General features: G+C 71.4%; 17 protein-coding genes. 7 read left to right on the forward strand and 10 right to left on the reverse strand.

Features of this window, described 5'->3' with window-relative positions; all coding sequences use genetic code 11:
- Positions 1-33: 33 nt before the first annotated feature.
- On the reverse strand, positions 34-921 hold the full coding sequence (gene menA / locus D1793_RS10010; protein ID WP_119022031.1) for a 1,4-dihydroxy-2-naphthoate octaprenyltransferase: 888 nt from the start codon (positions 919-921) through the stop codon (positions 34-36).
- Positions 922-1,015: 94 nt separating this feature from the next.
- Between menA and D1793_RS10015 the strand changes: the two genes are divergently transcribed.
- Positions 1,016-1,909 (forward strand): bile acid:sodium symporter family protein, encoded by an 894-nt coding sequence (locus D1793_RS10015; protein ID WP_119022032.1) that lies wholly within the window; start codon positions 1,016-1,018, stop codon positions 1,907-1,909.
- A gap of 97 nt (positions 1,910-2,006) precedes the next feature.
- Here the strand turns inward: D1793_RS10015 and D1793_RS10020 are convergent, their stop codons facing one another.
- The 6 genes from D1793_RS10020 to D1793_RS10045 form a co-directional block, all read right to left on the reverse strand.
- Positions 2,007-2,453: a DUF4399 domain-containing protein gene (locus D1793_RS10020; protein WP_110068428.1), complete on the reverse strand. Its 447-nt coding sequence runs from the start codon at positions 2,451-2,453 to the stop codon at positions 2,007-2,009.
- A gap of 134 nt (positions 2,454-2,587) precedes the next feature.
- Positions 2,588-2,779 (reverse strand): 4-oxalocrotonate tautomerase family protein, encoded by a 192-nt coding sequence (locus D1793_RS10025; protein WP_110068427.1) that lies wholly within the window; start codon positions 2,777-2,779, stop codon positions 2,588-2,590.
- Positions 2,780-2,877: 98 nt separating this feature from the next.
- Positions 2,878-3,624 (reverse strand): creatininase family protein, encoded by a 747-nt coding sequence (locus tag D1793_RS10030; RefSeq protein ID WP_119022033.1) that lies wholly within the window; start codon positions 3,622-3,624, stop codon positions 2,878-2,880.
- Between the two features lie 85 nt (positions 3,625-3,709).
- On the reverse strand, positions 3,710-4,612 hold the full coding sequence (locus D1793_RS10035; RefSeq protein WP_119022034.1) for a PA4780 family RIO1-like protein kinase: 903 nt from the start codon (positions 4,610-4,612) through the stop codon (positions 3,710-3,712).
- A gap of 28 nt (positions 4,613-4,640) precedes the next feature.
- Complete coding sequence (dbpA, locus tag D1793_RS10040) at positions 4,641-6,044, reverse strand: ATP-dependent RNA helicase DbpA (protein ID WP_119022035.1); 1,404 nt, start codon at positions 6,042-6,044, stop codon at positions 4,641-4,643.
- Positions 6,045-6,262: 218 nt separating this feature from the next.
- Complete coding sequence (locus tag D1793_RS10045) at positions 6,263-6,778, reverse strand: Lrp/AsnC family transcriptional regulator (protein WP_119022036.1); 516 nt, start codon at positions 6,776-6,778, stop codon at positions 6,263-6,265.
- Between the two features lie 154 nt (positions 6,779-6,932).
- On the opposite strand from D1793_RS10045, the gene D1793_RS10050 reads away from it, so the two are divergent.
- Complete coding sequence (locus D1793_RS10050; protein WP_119022037.1) at positions 6,933-7,550, forward strand: LysE family translocator; 618 nt, start codon at positions 6,933-6,935, stop codon at positions 7,548-7,550.
- 112 nt (positions 7,551-7,662) lie between these two features.
- On the forward strand, positions 7,663-9,129 hold the full coding sequence (locus tag D1793_RS10055) for a dihydrolipoyl dehydrogenase (RefSeq protein WP_119022038.1): 1,467 nt from the start codon (positions 7,663-7,665) through the stop codon (positions 9,127-9,129).
- Positions 9,130-9,193: 64 nt separating this feature from the next.
- Here the strand turns inward: D1793_RS10055 and ftsH are convergent, their stop codons facing one another.
- The gene (gene ftsH / locus D1793_RS10060; RefSeq protein WP_240407645.1) at positions 9,194-11,137 is read right to left on the reverse strand and encodes an ATP-dependent zinc metalloprotease FtsH; all 1,944 of its coding nucleotides are present in this window, start codon (positions 11,135-11,137) and stop codon (positions 9,194-9,196) included.
- Between the two features lie 146 nt (positions 11,138-11,283).
- On the opposite strand from ftsH, the gene D1793_RS10065 reads away from it, so the two are divergent.
- Positions 11,284-12,246, forward strand: coding sequence for a patatin-like phospholipase family protein (locus D1793_RS10065; protein ID WP_119022040.1), 963 nt, complete (start codon positions 11,284-11,286; stop codon positions 12,244-12,246).
- A gap of 74 nt (positions 12,247-12,320) precedes the next feature.
- Complete coding sequence (locus D1793_RS10070) at positions 12,321-12,653, forward strand: hypothetical protein (RefSeq protein WP_119022041.1); 333 nt, start codon at positions 12,321-12,323, stop codon at positions 12,651-12,653.
- A 12-nt stretch (positions 12,654-12,665) separates the two neighbouring features.
- Here the strand turns inward: D1793_RS10070 and D1793_RS10075 are convergent, their stop codons facing one another.
- Positions 12,666-13,292, reverse strand: a complete 627-nt coding sequence (locus D1793_RS10075; protein ID WP_240407833.1) for a lysozyme-like domain containing protein — start codon at positions 13,290-13,292, stop codon at positions 12,666-12,668.
- Positions 13,293-13,329: 37 nt separating this feature from the next.
- A complete protein-coding gene (locus D1793_RS10080) occupies positions 13,330-13,722 on the reverse strand; it encodes an HIT family protein (protein ID WP_119022042.1) in 393 nt (130 codons plus the stop codon).
- 146 nt (positions 13,723-13,868) lie between these two features.
- On the opposite strand from D1793_RS10080, the gene D1793_RS10085 reads away from it, so the two are divergent.
- A complete protein-coding gene (locus D1793_RS10085; protein WP_119023650.1) occupies positions 13,869-14,189 on the forward strand; it encodes a hypothetical protein in 321 nt (106 codons plus the stop codon).
- 227 nt (positions 14,190-14,416) lie between these two features.
- Positions 14,417-15,304 (forward strand): LD-carboxypeptidase, encoded by an 888-nt coding sequence (locus D1793_RS10090; RefSeq protein WP_119022043.1) that lies wholly within the window; start codon positions 14,417-14,419, stop codon positions 15,302-15,304.
- Positions 15,305-15,523: the final 219 nt, after the last annotated feature.

Below are 15,523 nucleotides of genomic sequence, written 5' to 3' on the forward strand. Positions count from 1 at the left end.
TCCTTCCGCACCCGCGGGCGAACCCGTGGGCGCTCAGCCGTTCGCGACTACCAGGCGCAGTCCCAGCCACAGGGCCATCGCCAGGGAGTAGAGCGCCGTCAGGCCCAGCAGGCCGTTGAGCGCCGCGCCGTCGAGGCGTCGCATCTCGCGCATGAGCCCCAGCGCCGCCAGGCCCGTGAGGCCCCAGATGATCCAGGCCCAGGCGGCCAGCCCCAGCGGCAGCGTGGCCACCAGCGGCCCTGTCGTCAGCATAGCGAACAGTCGCCGGGTCGCCTCCGGCCCCATCCGCACCGCCAGGGTGATCTTGCCGGCCCGGGCGTCGGTATGGCGGTCGCGCAGGTTGTTGACCACCAGGATGGCGGCCACCGGCATGCCCACCAGGAGGCCCGCCGCCACCGCCTCCCGAGTGATCGGGCTCTGCTGGGCCAGCAGCGACCCCAGCACCGCCACCGGACCGAAGAAGCCCCACACCGCGAGCTCGCCCAGGCCCCGGTTGGCGTAGGGACGCCTGCCGCCGCTGTAGCCGAGCACGCCGAGCAGCGCCAGGCCACCCAGCAGCCACAGCAGCCAGTGGCCGAAGAGCACAAGCCAGAGCCCGGTGGCCACGGCAATGCCCAGGGTCACGGCGAGGCCCGCGCGCAGCTCGGCGGCGCTGAGCCAGCCCGCCTGCAGGGCGCGGGTAGGCCCCAGGCGGTCCGGCTGGTCCACGCCGGAAAGGCCGTCGAAGAGGTCGTTGGCCAGGTTGACCGCCAGCTGCAGCGCCAGCGCGCAGGCGAGGCAGAGCACGGCGGTCGACAGGCTGAAGTGGCCGGGCACCACCAGCGCCTGGCCCAGCAGCACCGGCCCCACCGCGGCGGGCAGCGTGCGCGGGCGCAGCGTCTGCCCCCAGACCCTCACCTTGTGCCTCACCGATGCCGTCATCGACCTCCTCCCTGAGCGCGCCGCCGCCCTTCGCCGCAGCGCATGACATGGGGCATACTCTGTGGCGTATCCCCCCTGCCTGCAAGGAGAAAGCATGTCCGCAGCCTGGTTGTCCCAGGTGGCCCTGCCCTGGGTGCTGGCCAGCGTGATGATGGCCATGGGCCTCAGCCTGACCGGGGCGGACTTCGCCCGCACCTGGCGCCACCCTCGTCGGGTGCTGCTCGGCACCGGCCTGCAGATGCTGGCCCTGCCGCTGCTGGCCTGGGCGCTGGTGCTGCTGCTCCCCCTGCCGCCCCTGGCGGCGGCCGGCCTGCTGCTGGTGGCCCTGGTGCCGGGCGGCGCTACCTCCAACATGTTCAGCTACCTGGTCCAGGGCGACCTGGCCCTGTCGGTCACCCTGACCGCCATCGCCGCCGTGCTGGCGCCCTTCACCCTGCCGCTGGTGATGGGCTGGAACCTGGCGCTGCTGGGGCTGGCCACCGGCGGCCTGTCGCTCCCCTACTGGCAGACCGTCGGCCAGCTGCTGCTGGTCACCCTGCTGCCGGTGCTGGCGGGCATGCTGCTGCGCCAGGCCCTGCCGGGGCACTGGCTCGAGGTGGTACTGCCCGGGGTCAAGGGGTTCACCGGGGTGGCGATGATCTCGGTGGTGGTAGCGCTCTTCGTCAGCCACGCCGCGCGGCTGCCGTCTCTGGTCAGCCTCGAGACCCTCGCCGTGCTGCTGCTCTGCCTCTCGAGCATGCTGCTGGGCCACGGGGTCGCCCGCCGGCTGCGCCTGCCCCACGACAGCGTGCGCGCCATCACCGTGGAGGTGGGCGTGCAGAATGCCGGGGTGGCGATGATGGTGGCCTTCGTGCTGCTGCAGCAGCCGGCCATCGGCCTGGTGCCGCTGCTCTACGGCCTGCTGATGAACGTGCCGGTCTTCCTGTGGATGTTCGCCTGCCTGTGGCGGGATCGCCATCCGGCCTCCGCGGTCGCCGACAGACGCTGAGCCCGCTGCCGGTCACCCATCCCCGCTTCACCGCGTGGCTGGGACTGCCCTGCTGCCGGCCGTCAGCCGCCGGCGCGGCGCCTGACGGCCGGCCGCGCTACTCCACGGTGATGGTGATGACGTCCGAGACCAGCGGCGGGTCGAAGCTGACGTGGCGGTAGTCCATGAACAGCAGCTGGAGGGTGTACTCCCCCGGCTCGAGTTCCAGGCTGCCCTCGGTCTGGCCGCCGCCGAAGTGGCGGGTGTGATCGGTGAAGGGGAGCGGCGCGCCCAGGTCCACCTCCTCCAGAGGCATGTTCACCAGCAGGTGGTGATGGCCGGTGTCGGGGAAGTCGGCGCCTGCCGGCGCTACCCCCATGCCCTTGAGGCCCATGCGCACGGTCACCGGGCCCGACAGGGTCGCCCCATCCTCCGGCGCAATGAAGTAGACCTCGGCGCCCTCGGGGGCCGAGATGCGCTCCAGTTCCGCCATGGCCGGCGCCGCGAGCAGCGCGCTGCCGGCCACTCCCAGCGCCAGGCCCAGGGAATAGATCCGCTTGTTCATGGTTATCTCCTTGTCCATCCCGTGATGGCGTGCAGGGCGGCATCCACCACCCGGTTGGCTCGATGGGAGCGACATGGCCCGCTCCCGCCCTCCAAGACTAGTCGAGCCTGGCAGGGTTGGCAGACGGGTCCTGCTCAGTCCCCGGGGGTGTCGCAGCCCATCACGCCGCCGCGGGCCCAGTGCTCGCCGTCCACCTCCTGGAAGAACACCTGCACGGACTCCGGGCGGGCGCCGTAGACCTCCTCGAAGGCCTCGGTGATGCGGCGGGCGAGCTCGCGCTTCTGCGCCAGGTCGCGGGGGAACTGCTGGATGGTGACGATGGGCATGCTGGCCTCCTCGGGCGGGGGTCTCGGTCGTGGAAGTGGCAGGCCAAGATAGCAGAAACCCGCCGATGGGCGGGTTCCGGTGGGCGATGCGTGCGAACTCAGCGGCTGGCGACGAACGCCTGGTAAGCCTCCCAGGCATCCTCGACGCCCGCCTCGAGGAAGCGTTCGCCGTGCTCGGGGCTGGCCAGGGAAGGGTCGGAGCCCATGCGTCCGTCGGGAAAGCGCCGGCGGAAGGTGTGGGCGTCGCACTGGGCGCTGCCGGCCGGCGCCAGGCGCGGCGACATGGCCACATCGCGTACCGTCTGGGGGGCGGCATGCCAGGCCAGCGACACCTCGGAGGCGGTGGCATGGGTGCCCTCGGCCTCGCCGTAGAGGGAGTCGGCCAGTTCGCGGCCGCGCCGGCCAGCGAACCAGTTGAACAGCCGCAGGTGGAGCTCCCCCGCCGGCGGGCGCTGCAGGCTGCGCTCGCTGAGCACCTCGGCGAAGGCCGCGTTGACGGTGGCCACGTTGCCGCCGTGGCCATTGAGGAAGAAGACGTGGGTGAAGCCGTGGTGCGCCAGCGACGCGATGGTGTCGCGCAACACCGCGACCAGAGTGCTGGGCCTCAGGGTGAGGCTGCCGGGAAAGGCCAGATGGTGCTGCGCCATGCCGATCGCCTGGGTCGGACCGACCAGCACCCCGTGGCGCTCGCCCAGCGCCCAGGCGATCGCCTCGGGGCAGAGCGCATCGGTGCCGATCGGGCCGTTGGGGCCGTGCTGCTCGGTGGAGCCGATGGGCAGGATGATGCCCGTCGAGTGCTCCAGGTAGGCTTCCACTTCCTGCCAGGTGGCGTGTTGCAGTCGCATCGCTGCTCTCCCCGTTGGCGCCGTTGATGACGCCATGATGGCAGATCCGCCCTGGCGCTGCCCGCCTGCCACGGCCGCGCGGGGCTCAACGCTCCCGCTGGGACTCCCGCCACTCCTCGGCGGCCTCCTCCACCCCGGGCTCGTCGCCGCGGTTGAGGGCCGCCCGGCGGTAAGCCTCCTCGTCACGCACGTCGTCGATCACCGTCATCAGGTCGTCGACATCCACCGGCGCGGTGTCGTGGACGAAGCAGCCAGTGAGCTCGCTCTCCGGATGCAGCTCGCCCGACTCATAGAGCGCCCAGATCTCCTTGCCGTAGTCGGTGGCCAGAAGCTCAGGGGCGAAGCGCCCGAAGTAGCGGCGCATGTTGTCCACGTCGCGCTCGAACATCCACTCGGCGCTGTTGTTGCCGGCGGCGTCCACTGCCTGGGGCAGGTCGATGATCACCGGGCCATCGGCGGCCATCAGCACGTTGAACTCGGAGAGATCTCCGTGCACCAGGCCGGCACACAGCATCTTCACCACGTCACGGATGATCTTGGCGTAGGACTCGCGGGCCTGCTCGGCGCTCAGGGAGATGTCGTCCAGGCGTGGGGCGGTGAAGCCCTCGGCGTCACTGATCATCTCCATCAGCAGCACGCCGTCGATGAAGCCATAGGGCTTGGGCACCCGCACGTCCGCCGCGGCCAGCCGGTAGAGGGCGTCGACCTCGGCGTTGAGCCAGGCCTGCTCCTGCTCCTTCTGGCCGTAGCGGGTCTTCTTGGCCATGGCCCGGGAGCGACGGCTGTTGCGCTCGCGGCGCCCCTCCTGGTACTGCACGGCCTGCTTGAAGCTGCGCTGCTTGGCCTCCTTGAAGACCTTGGCGCAGCGCCGCTCGCCGTGGGAGCGCACCACGTAGACCTGGGCCTCCTTGCCGCTCATCAGCTGGCTCTCGACCGCCTCGATCAGACCGTCGTCCACCAGCGGCTGCAGTCGCTTGGGTATCTTCATCTCGTCTCCCGAAATTCGCCGAGGCGCCTCACCGGCCGACCCGCCGGGCGCGAACGCTGCGCCCCTTGATTCTGCCATTGAGCAGCCGCGCCAGGGCCTCGTCGGCCACCTCGCGCCGCACGGCAACAAAGGCGCTGTTGGCCAGCACCTTGATCTTGCCCACCTGGTCGCCGGCCAGCCCCGCCTCGCCGGTCAGGGCGCCGAGGATGTCGCCGGGGCGCACCTTCTGCTTCTTGCCGGACCCCAGCTGCAGGGTCGCCATGGGCGGTACCAGCGGCTCGCGAGAGAGCACCGAGCGGGGCGGCAGCGGGGCCTCCTCCAAGGGCTCGCCGAGGAAGTCGTTGAGGCGCGCCAGCCGGTAGGCCTCGCCCTCGCCGACCAGGGTACAGGCGATGCCGGCGCTGCCGGCCCGGCCGGTACGCCCGACCCGGTGCACGTGCACCTCGAGCTCCCGGGCGATGTGGTAGTTGAACACCGCATCCAGCTCGGCGATGTCGAGCCCCCGGGCCGCCACGTCGGTGGCCACCAGGATGGAGGCGCTGCGGTTGGCGAAGAGCACCAGCAGCCGGTCGCGGTCGGCCTGCTCCAGGTCGCCGTGCAGCGCCAGGGCGCTGAAGCCCGCCGCCCCGAGCGCCTGGGCCACCTCGTCGGTCTCGCGCTTGGTATTGCAGAACACCACGCTGCTACCCGGGCGGAAGTGCAGCAGCAGCCGGCAGAGCGCCTCCAGGCGCGCCTCGTCGCCGTCGGCGACCCGGTAGACCCGCTCATGGATACTGCCGGCATCGTGGGTCTCGGCCACCTCCACGGTGACCGGGTCGCGCATCAGCGCCGCGGCCACGGGGCGCACGGCGTCGGAGAAGGTGGCGCTGAACAGCAGCGTCTGGCGCGACGCCGGGGTCTCGGCGACGATCGCCTCGAGGCTCGCCTGGAAGCCCATGTCGAGCATGCGGTCGGCCTCGTCCAGCACCAGGGTCGCAAGCCCGTCCAGGACGAGCGAGCCCTTGCGCAGGTGCTCCTCGATCCGGCCTGGGGTGCCCACCACAATATGCGCGCCATGGGCCAGGGAAGCGAGCTGCGGGCCGAAGGGGGCGCCCCCGCACAGGGTCAGCACCTTGACGTTGGGCAGGGTGCGCGCCAGCCGGCGCAGCTCGCCGGCCACCTGGTCGCCCAGCTCCCGGGTCGGGCAGAGGATGAGCCCCTGCACCCGGAAGCTCGCCAGGTCGAGCCGCGACAGCAGCCCCAGGCCGAAGGCCGCGGTCTTGCCGGAGCCGGTCTTCGCCCGGGCGATCACGTCGCGACCGGCCAGGATCGGCGGCAAGCCCTCGGCCTGGATCGGCGTCATGGCGGCAAAGCCCAGGGAGGCGAGGTTATCGATCAGCTCCGGTGCCAGCGGCAGCGAGGAAAAAGCGGCATCGGGGGAGGAATCAGACAAGGGAACATCCTGCAGACAGATAAGGGGCCACCGGGACGGCGAGCGGACCCGGGTCGATAACGGCCGGGGTCGACAATGATGAAGAGCAGCGGAGGCCGGGCGGCACTGAGCCGGGGAAGCGGGAGACTGGAAGGCCTGCAGGATAGCAGAAAGGCATCCGTCACGCTGCAGATAGCAGATACCGGGCGGCGCACCGCCGGGAGCGCGAGCGGGTGGGGTCACGGCTGCCGCGGGGTCGGCGCCTCGCCGCCCGCCTCCACCAGCCTCTCCACGGGCAACGGCCCGTGTGCCTTGACGGTCTGGATGGCGAAGTTGCTGCGGATGTCGGTGACCCCGGGCAGCCGCAGCAGGGTCCCGGTGAGAAAGCGCTCGTAGGCGGCCAGGTCCGGCACCACCACCTGCAGCAGGAAGTCCGACTCCCCCGACACCAGATGCGCCGAGACCACCTCCGGCAGGGCGACCACCGCCTCGCGGAAGGCGTTGGCCTGGGCCTCGTGGTGGCGCTCCACCCTGATGCCGACGAACACCGTGAGGCCGAAACCCACCCCGCCGCGATCCAGCTCGGCGTGATAGCCGCGGATCAGCCCCGCCGCCTCCAGCTGGCGCACCCGGCGCAGGCAGGGCGACGGCGAGAGGTTCACCTCCTCGGCCAGCTGGACGTTGGTCAGCCGGGCGTCGCGCTGCAGCGCGGCCAGGATGCGGCGGTCGATGGCATCCAGCCGTCGATTTGGCATGAAGCATCACCATTTACAATTCGAGTGGCAGTAGATGCCAACTATAGCCGATGGAGTGGTGAATCTTGCAAGGACCTGCCCTCGCCCATGGCGCTAGACTGGCGTCGCTGCCCCGCCCCAACTTTCACCCACGCCCCACGGCAGGAGGCGCCCCATGGAGCTCTGGCTGTTCATCGTCGCCCTGGCGGCGGTCTACCTGCTGCCCGGCCCCGACATGCTGCTGGTGCTGCATACCGGCAGCCTGCAGGGGCGCTCCCGGGCGCTGGCCACGGCTGCGGGCCTGGCGGTGGCCCGGGGGCTGCATGTGACCCTGGCCGCCCTGGGACTGGCCACGCTCTTCGTCACTGCCCCCTGGACCTTCGATGCCGTGCGCTATGCGGGCGCCGCCTACCTGACCTGGATCGGCCTGCAGCTGCTGCGCGCCCCCGGCGAACTGGCCCCGGAGGCCCCGTGCGGGGCGGTGCCGCGCAGGGCGAGCCACCGCCTGGCCTGGCGCCGCGGGCTTCTCACCAACCTGCTCAACCCCAAGTCGCTGCTGTTCTGCTCGGTGCTGCTGCCGCAGTTCGTGCATCCCGACCGTGGTCCCGTGCTGCTGCAGTTCGCCCTGCTCGGGGGGCTGCTGGTAGCCATCGGCCTGCTGTTCGATGCCGGCTATGCGACCCTGGGCGCCGCCCTGCAGCGCTGGTTCGCCGGCAGCCCCCTGAAGGCGCGTCTGCAGCGCTGGACCTTCGGCTCGCTGCTGATCGGCTTCGGGCTGCGCCTGGCCGCCTAAGCCCCTGCGCCTTGCCCTGCGTCAAGACGCCGCCGTCGGTCCTCGGCGGCACGCCCTCACCCTGTGCCATAGTGGATGAACCGTGACGAGGGATGACACCGAGGAGAGCCCGATGCAGCACCGTGAGGTCGATATCGCCATCATCGGCGCCGGCAGCGCCGGCCTGAGCGCCTGGCACGCCGCCCGCAAGCACAGCGACAGCGTGGTCCTGATCGAGGGGAGCGAGTACGGCACCACCTGCGCCCGGGTGGGCTGCATGCCGTCGAAGCTCCTGATCGCCGCCGCCGAGGCGGCCCACCAGGCCCGCGACGCCGGCGGCTTCGGCATCCGGGTGAGCGGCATCGAGGTGGATGGCCGCGCAGTGATGGCGCGGGTCAGGGAGGAGCGCGACGGCTTCGTGGGGCGGGTCTTCACGTCGATGAAGCGCATCCCCGAGAAGGATCGCCTCACCGGCCACGCCCGCTTCGAGGATCCTCACACCCTGAGCGTGGGCGACCACACGCGAGTGACCGCCCGCACGATCGTCATCGCCACCGGCTCGCGCCCCACCTGGCCGTCGATGTTCGACGCCGCCGGCGACCGCCTGGTCACCAACGACGACGTCTTCGAGTGGGAGGAGCTGCCGGAATCCGTGGCGGTGTTCGGCCCCGGGGTGATCGGCCTGGAGCTCGGCCAAGCGCTCCACCGGCTGGGCGTGCGGCTGCGGGTGTTCGGCGTGGGCGGCGCCCTGGGCCCCTTCCAGGACGAGGTCGTGAGGGACTACGCCGATCGCACCTTCAGCGAGGAGTTCTCCGTCGACCCCGACGCCAAGGTGGAGAGCATCGAGCGCGACGGCGATGCCGTGGTGATCACCTTCGTGGAGCGCGACAGCGGCGAGACGCTCACCGAGCGCTTCGACTATCTGCTGGCCGCCACCGGCCGGCGCCCCAACGTCGACCGGCTGGGCCTGGAGAACGCGGGCCTCGCGCTGGACGACAAGGGCGTGCCGCGCTTCAACCGCTTCACCCTGCAGTGCCTGGGCGAAGGCGACGATCCCGGCCATGTCTTCATCGCCGGCGACGCCAACCAGGCGCTGCCGCTGCTTCACGAGGCCAACAGCGAGGGGCGCATCGCCGGCGACAACGCCGGGCGCTTCCCCGAGCTGCGCGCCGCGCGGCGCAACGTACCGCTGGCCATCGTCTTCACCGAGCCGCAGATGGCCACCGTGGGCGAGGGCCATGCCGAGCTGGAGAAGCGCCTGGGCGGCTGCGACTGCCTGGCCGTGGGCGAAGCCTCCTTCGAGGACCAGGGGCGTGCGGTGGTGATGCGCCAGAACCGCGGCCTGATGCGGCTCTACGGCGAGCACGGCTCCGGGCAGTTCCTGGGCGCCGAGCTGTTCGGCCCGCGGGTCGAGCACATGGCCCACCTGCTGGCCTGGGCGCTCGAGCAGAAGCTCAGCGTCAGCGAGATGCTGGCCATGCCCTGGTACCATCCGGTGCTCGAGGAGGGGCTGCGCGGCGGCCTGCGCGACCTGAACGCCAGCCTCAAACTCGGCCCGGCAATCACCGAGCGCTGCATGGAGTGTGGGCCGGGCGACTGAGCCCGACCCGGTGGCGAACGTCCGGGACAGGCGCCCGGGCGCTCCCGTCGAGGCCCGCCCCCCCTCAGGCCCGCACCGGAAGCCGCGAGGCGCCGCCTTCCAACGCCTCGCGAATCTCCTCGCCCTCCAGGGTCTCACGCGCCTCCAGCGCGGCGGCCAGGCGATCCAGCTCGGCGCGGTGCTGCTCCAGCAGCCGGCGTCCGCGGGCCTCCATCTCGCCGAGCAGGCGCCGGATCTCCTGGTCCACGAGGCTCGCGGTGGCCTCGCTGTGCTCGCGCAGCTGGGTCATCTCGCGCCCCAGGAAGGCGTGCTCCTGCCCCTGGGAGAGGGCGACCGGGCCGATCCGCTCGCTCATGCCCCAGCGCGCCACCATACGCCGCGCCAGGCGGGTCGCCTGCTCCAGGTCGTTCTCCGCCCCGCTGCTCACCTCGCCGAACACGATCGACTCGGCCAGCCGACCGCCGAACATCACCGTCAGGCGATCGTGCAGGTAGGACTCGTTGTAGTTGACCCGCTCCTCGTCGGGCACCTGGGCGGTGACGCCCAGGGTGAGCCCTCGGGGCAGCACCGTGACCTTCTCCAGCGGATCGGCGTGGGGCAGCAGGTGGGCGAGCAGCGCATGGCCCGCCTCGTGGTAGGCGACCACGCGGCGTTGAGCCTCGGAGAGCCCCAGGTCGCGCTCCTCGCCCAGCATCACCCGGTCCCGGGCGTCGACGAAGCAGGCCCAGTCCAGGTCGGCCCGGCCACGCCGCCCGGCCAGCAGGGCGGCCTCGTTGGCCAGGTTGGCGAGATCCGCCCCCGAGAAGCCGATGGTGATCTCGGCCAGCCGCGCCAGGTCGGCGTCGGCGGCCAGCGGCATGCGCCGGGTATGCACCTTGAGGATCGCCTCCCGGGCCTGGCGGTGGGGGTTCTCGAGGGTCACCTTGCGGTCGAAGCGCCCCGGGCGCAGCAGCGCCGGGTCGAGCACGTCGGGGCGGTTGGTGGCGGCCAGCACCACCACCGACTCGTGGCCCTCGAAGCCGTCCAGCTCGGCCAGGATCTGGTTGAGGGTCTGCTCGCGCTCGTCGTGGCCGCCGCCCACCCCGGTGCCCCGGGTGCGGCCGATGGAGTCGATCTCGTCGATGAAGACCACCGAGGGCGCCCTCTCCTTGGCCTGGCGGAAGAGGTCGCGCACCCGCGAGGCCCCCACCCCCACGAACATCTCGATGAACTCGGAGCCGCTGATGCTGAAGAAGGGCACCCCAGCCTCGCCGGCCACCGCTCTCGCCATCAGGGTCTTGCCGGTGCCCGGCGGGCCCATCATCAGGATGCCGCGGGGAATGCGGGCGCCCAGCGCCTGGAAGCGCGCCGGCTCCTTGAGGAACTCGATCACCTCGAGGATATCGCGCTTGGCGTTCTCCGAGCCCGCCACGTCGGCCAGCTTCACCTTGCTCTGCTGGGGCTCCACCAGGCGCGCCCGGGACTTGCCCATGCCGAAGGTGCCGCCGCCACCGGTCAGGCGCTCCTGCATGCGGTTCCAGAACCAGAACAGCAGCGCCAGCATCAGCAGCCAGGGCACCACGCCCATCAGCAGCCGCTGCCACGCCTCGGGCTCCGCCGGTCGCGCGGCAATGCGCACCCGCTGGGCCTCCAGGCGCTCCAGCAGGCGCTCGCTCTCGACGTCGGGGCGGGTGGTGGTGAAGGCGCGGGTCTCGCCCAGGTCCAGGTCGAGGCGCCCGGAGTCGCTGAACACCCCCTCCAGGGCCTGGCCGCGCAGGGTGACCTCGGCCACATGGCCGGCATCCACCGCCTCGAGGAAGTCGGAGTAGGTCAGCTCCACCCGGGCCTGGCGGTCGGCCCCATCCAGGTAGTGGAACATCAGCAGGATGGCCACCGCCATCCAGACGAACAGCAGCCACTGCTGGCGGGGCGAGCCGTTGCCGGCGCGGCCGTCGCCATCGTCGCCGGGCGGGGTGCCGGCCGGCTCGGGGGGTGGCGCGTCGGGCCGAGGGACCTGGGGAGCAGCCATGGCGGCCTCCACTGGGGGTATCACTACCACCATGGCCCCGTCGCCCCCGGCTGGCAAGTGCCGGGGCATGGGCGCCCCTGGCCGGCTATGCCATAGTAGTGGCAGGCCCCGTCGCAGCGGGCCGAACCACCCGCCAGGAGAGCGCCATGCGGCGATCGACCACCCCCCGTCACCCGCGCATCATCGCCTGGCTCGCCAGGCTGGCCGGCATCTGGCTGCTGCTCGGGGGACTCTTCGTCGGCCAGGCCAGCGCGGCGCCCCTGGAGCGCCCCACCATCGGCCTGGCGCTGGGCTCGGGGGGCGCCAACGGGCTGGCCCATATCGCCATGCTGAGGGTGCTCGACGAACTCGAGATCGTCCCCGACCGCATCGCCGGCACCAGCATCGGCGCGGTGATCGGTGGGCTCTATGCGGCGGGGCTCACCGCCGACCAGATCCAGGACATCTTCGACGACGTGGCGGGCTCGCCCCTGGACGCCCTCTCGGGGCTCGCCGGCTCGGAGCTGGACCTGGCCGACCTGCTGCAGCTCGGCCTGAGCGACGGCGGCCTGTTCGACTCCGGCGGCTTCCTGCGCTTCCTGGCCGGCCACACCGAAGCGCGCACCTTCGATGACCTGGCGATCCCGCTCTCGGTGGTGGCCACCGACTACTGGAGCGGCGAGCGCGTGGTGATCGAGTCGGGTCAGCTGTTCCCGGCCATCGAGGCGAGCATGGCGGTGCCGGGGCTGTTCTCGCCGGTGCGCCGCGGCGAGCAGCTGCTGATCGATGGCGGCACCTCCCACCCGCTGCCCTTCGAGCTGCTCCTCGATGAGATGGACCTGGTAATCGCGGTGGACGTCTCCGGCGCCCGCCATCCCGACAGCGACCCCGCTCCCGGCATCACCGACCTGCTGTTCAAGACCTTCAGCATCATGCAGCAGTCGCTGATCCGCCAGGCGCTGGCGCACCGGCGCCCGCACCTCTACCTGAAGCCGGAGGCCGCGGGGGTGCGCCTGCTGCACTTCAACCGCATCCACGAGATCCTCGCCCAGGCCGAACCGGTGGCGGACGAGCTGCGCGACCAGCTGACGATCTGGCTGGCCATCCAGGCCGACGCCGCCATGCCCTGACGGATCCCCGTGCCCGACCGCCGTCGGGAGGTTATGCTCAGGAGAGCCCCCACCGCCCCCGCAGGAGACGCGCGATGGCCGACATCACCGCACGGCTGGCCGACCTCAAGGCCAGGATTGACGAGCTGGCCGGCCTGGCCGCCGCCGAGCACCGCGAGCGTGCCAGCCGCCTGGCACAGGCCCTGACCGGCGACCTCGAGGGGCTGCTCGAGGCGTCGCCCCCGGCGCCGAGGCCCGCGGGGCCGCCGCCCAGGGCGCCCCGCGACGAGGTGGAGCGCTGCCCGGTCTGCTCCCTACGCAGCTATCACTACCAGCGCGGCACCATCCGCGAGAGCGAGTACGGCGGCCATGAGGCCCTCTACCGCTGCGGCAGCTGCGCCCACGAGGGCTGGAAGGAGATCGCCTGACCCCGCAGGGGCTCAGCGGCAGAAGGGCCCGACCTGGTAGAAGCGCCGGCACTGGAACTCCGCCTCGCAGCTGGCCAGCTGCCCCTGGTAGCGGCTGGCCCGGCTCGCCACCTGGCCGGCCGCGCGCTGCACCGCGGGCTTGCCGCGCCAGGTGCCGCGCTGATAGCCACCGGCCCCCTCGTGATAGGCCAGGTAGAGGTGCTCGGGGTTGTTCAGCGAGATACCGGCCTGCCGCTGGCTGCGCGCGTTGTACCAGCCGATGAAGTCGGTGGCATGCTTCATGTGGCTGCGCCGGGCCAGGGTGCCGCCGGCCTCGTCGCGATACTCCCCCCACACCGGGTCCAGGGCCTGGGCATAGCCCCGCGCCGAGGAGGGGCGCGGCCCCGGGATGAAGCCCAGGTAGCGCTGGCGCGGCGGGCGCACATGGCTCTGGAACGAGGACTCCTGCTGGATGAAGGCCATCTGGGTGGCGATGGGGGTCCCCCAGCGCGCCTCGGACTCCCGGGCGTAGTCGTACCAGCGCGGCTGCTCGCGGAAGATCTCGCAGACGTTGCTCTGGTCCGCCGGCGGCGACGGCGCCAGGGCCGCACAGCCACCGAGCAGGCCCAGCGTGCCGGCCGCCAGACCGGCGCGCAGCAGGCGACGCCACCGCCCCTCGCGCCTGCCCGGCAGGCTGCTAGCCAAGGGCCGCACGCAGCGTCTCGGCGGCCGCCGCCAGGTCGGCCGGGTCGGCCATGGGCAGGTCGACGACCTGGATGTCGCTCATCTCGTCGAGCGGGGTCAGGTGGATATGCACGTGGGGCACCTCGAGGCCCACCACCAGCATGCCGACCCGCCGGCAGGGAAAGGCCCGCTTGATCGCCTTGGCGACTCGCCGGGAGACGCCCATCAGATGCACGTAGAGCGCCTCGGGCAGGTCATCCCAGTGGTCGACCTCCTCGCGGGGGATCACCAGCACATGACCGGGCTTCATCGGCTGGATGGTCATGATGACCACGCATTGCTCGTCCTCGTGAACGAAGTGGCCCGGGATCTCTCCCTGCATGATACGGGTGAAGATGCTCGCCATCGGCACTCTCCTGGCAGTGGGGACGACATGCCGACACGCGCGGACTGCAGCGGCGGCACGAAACCGGTATGCTGAAGGCGCAACACCCTCAGTACGGAGCAGAATACACGATCGATCATTCATTCCAAGCCAGCACGGAGGTTCACATGAAGGTCTACAAACCTGAATGGCGGTGCACGTTTAGCGTAAACGAAGGCGCGGAAGAATCAGCCAGCTGGAAGGAGCGGATCGCCTGGCAGCTGCGCGAGTTTGCCGACCGGCTGGACGGCGGCGGCAGGACATTGAAGATCGACTGCGACGTCACACCCGCGGTGAGCGAGGACGAGATCAACACCTGCCTGGGCAAGGGTTTCGCCGTGACCCAGAGCCTGCTCACCCAGCTCGCCCAGCAGGCCGCCTGCGAGGACGTCATGCGCGACGCCAAGGCCGAGCTGTTCGCGGAGGAAGAGGAAAGCCCCCGGCACTGACACGCGCCGTCGCAGCCGCGTGCCATCCCCACGCCCCATTCGGACTCCGGATGGGGCGTCTTCATTGCGGCCTGCGGGATCTGCCCGGCGTGGATACGTCCGGCGTGGATGCGCCCGGCGTGGATACGTCCGGGGTGGATACGTACCGCGAGGGGGTCCCGGCGAGATGCGCCCGTTGGCGCGGCATGCCATCCTTGGTCCTTCGCTCGCCAACGGATCGTGTCGCCATGCCGCTCGCCATCAGCCTGATTGCCCCCTCCTCCTTCACCCCCGAGGATGACATCGAGCGGGGCGTGTGCGGACTCGAGTCCCTCGGGGTGACGGTGCGCCGATCGGCCCCGCTGCAGCGGCGGACCCGCTACCTGGCGGGCGATCGGGAGTGGCGCCTTGCGCAGCTCCACGCCGCCTATGCCGACCCCGACACCCAGGCGGTATGGGCGGTGCGCGGCGGCTTCGGCTGCGCCCAGCTGGCAGCGGGCATCGACTGGCCGCGGCTGGCCGGCCGGCCCAAGCCGCTGATCGGCTACTCCGACCTCACCGCCCTGCTCCACCAGTGCCACCTGCACGGGCTGCCGGCGATCCACGGCCCGGTGGTCAAGGCCGCAGGCGTCCTGCTCGACGGACCCGCGGATGAGCGCACCGTCGTTCGGCGCCAGTTCGAGGAGACCCTCGCCCTGATCCGCGGCAGCGCGCCCCTCGACTACCCGCTCACCGCCTGGCACGACGCCCCATCACGGCGGGAAGGCCCGCTGGTGGGCGGCAACCTCATCACCCTGGCCAGCCTCGCCGGCACCCCGCTGGCCTTCCGCGCGCCGCCCGGCGCCCTGGTGATCCTCGAGGACGTGGGCGAGCCCTACTACCGGCTGGAGCGCGCCCTCTGGCAGCTGGTGCAGGCCGGCGCCCTCGATAAGGCGGCCGCCGTCTGCCTGGGGACCTTCGAAGGGTGCCGCCCCTATGACGAGACGCCGCTCGAGGCGATCGTCGCCGAGACCCTGGCCCCCCTGGGGCTACCGCTCTACCACGGCCTGCCGGTGGGCCACGGCCTGCACAACCGCCCCTGGCGCTATGGCGCAACGGGGGTTCTCGAGGCGGGGCGCCTTAGCGTGGCGGGCTAGCCTTGGTGCTGCACCGCAGCGTAGAGGGTGCGCCAACAAAGCAGTTACACAATTGTCGCCATCTTGCATCGATCTTCGCCGATCTTCGAAACGCTGCTTGCCGCCCCTGGAAAAGGCGGCTACTATTTGATCGCCCTTATGGCAACTCGCTGCATCGCAGCATACGCGACCCGCACCACGAGAGACCCTGAGGAAACCCAGATGGGAACCCGATCGAGA

This window comes from Halomonas sp. JS92-SW72 (genome assembly GCF_003547075.1).
GTDB lineage: Bacteria > Pseudomonadota > Gammaproteobacteria > Pseudomonadales > Halomonadaceae > Halomonas > Halomonas alkalicola.

Coding starts and splice junctions, on each gene's coding strand:
- menA (WP_119022031.1), bottom strand. CDS start 921: ATGACGGCATCGGTGAGGCACAAGGTGAGGGTCTGGGGGCAGACGCTG.
- D1793_RS10015 (WP_119022032.1), top strand. CDS start 1,016: ATGTCCGCAGCCTGGTTGTCCCAGGTGGCCCTGCCCTGGGTGCTGGCC.
- D1793_RS10020 (WP_110068428.1), bottom strand. CDS start 2,453: ATGAACAAGCGGATCTATTCCCTGGGCCTGGCGCTGGGAGTGGCCGGC.
- D1793_RS10025 (WP_110068427.1), bottom strand. CDS start 2,779: ATGCCCATCGTCACCATCCAGCAGTTCCCCCGCGACCTGGCGCAGAAG.
- D1793_RS10030 (WP_119022033.1), bottom strand. CDS start 3,624: ATGCGACTGCAACACGCCACCTGGCAGGAAGTGGAAGCCTACCTGGAG.
- D1793_RS10035 (WP_119022034.1), bottom strand. CDS start 4,612: ATGAAGATACCCAAGCGACTGCAGCCGCTGGTGGACGACGGTCTGATC.
- D1793_RS10045 (WP_119022036.1), bottom strand. CDS start 6,778: ATGCCAAATCGACGGCTGGATGCCATCGACCGCCGCATCCTGGCCGCG.
- D1793_RS10050 (WP_119022037.1), top strand. CDS start 6,933: ATGGAGCTCTGGCTGTTCATCGTCGCCCTGGCGGCGGTCTACCTGCTG.
- D1793_RS10055 (WP_119022038.1), top strand. CDS start 7,663: ATGCAGCACCGTGAGGTCGATATCGCCATCATCGGCGCCGGCAGCGCC.
- ftsH (WP_240407645.1), bottom strand. CDS start 11,137: ATGGCTGCTCCCCAGGTCCCTCGGCCCGACGCGCCACCCCCCGAGCCG.
- D1793_RS10065 (WP_119022040.1), top strand. CDS start 11,284: ATGCGGCGATCGACCACCCCCCGTCACCCGCGCATCATCGCCTGGCTC.
- D1793_RS10070 (WP_119022041.1), top strand. CDS start 12,321: ATGGCCGACATCACCGCACGGCTGGCCGACCTCAAGGCCAGGATTGAC.
- D1793_RS10080 (WP_119022042.1), bottom strand. CDS start 13,722: ATGGCGAGCATCTTCACCCGTATCATGCAGGGAGAGATCCCGGGCCAC.
- D1793_RS10085 (WP_119023650.1), top strand. CDS start 13,869: ATGAAGGTCTACAAACCTGAATGGCGGTGCACGTTTAGCGTAAACGAA.
- D1793_RS10090 (WP_119022043.1), top strand. CDS start 14,417: ATGCCGCTCGCCATCAGCCTGATTGCCCCCTCCTCCTTCACCCCCGAG.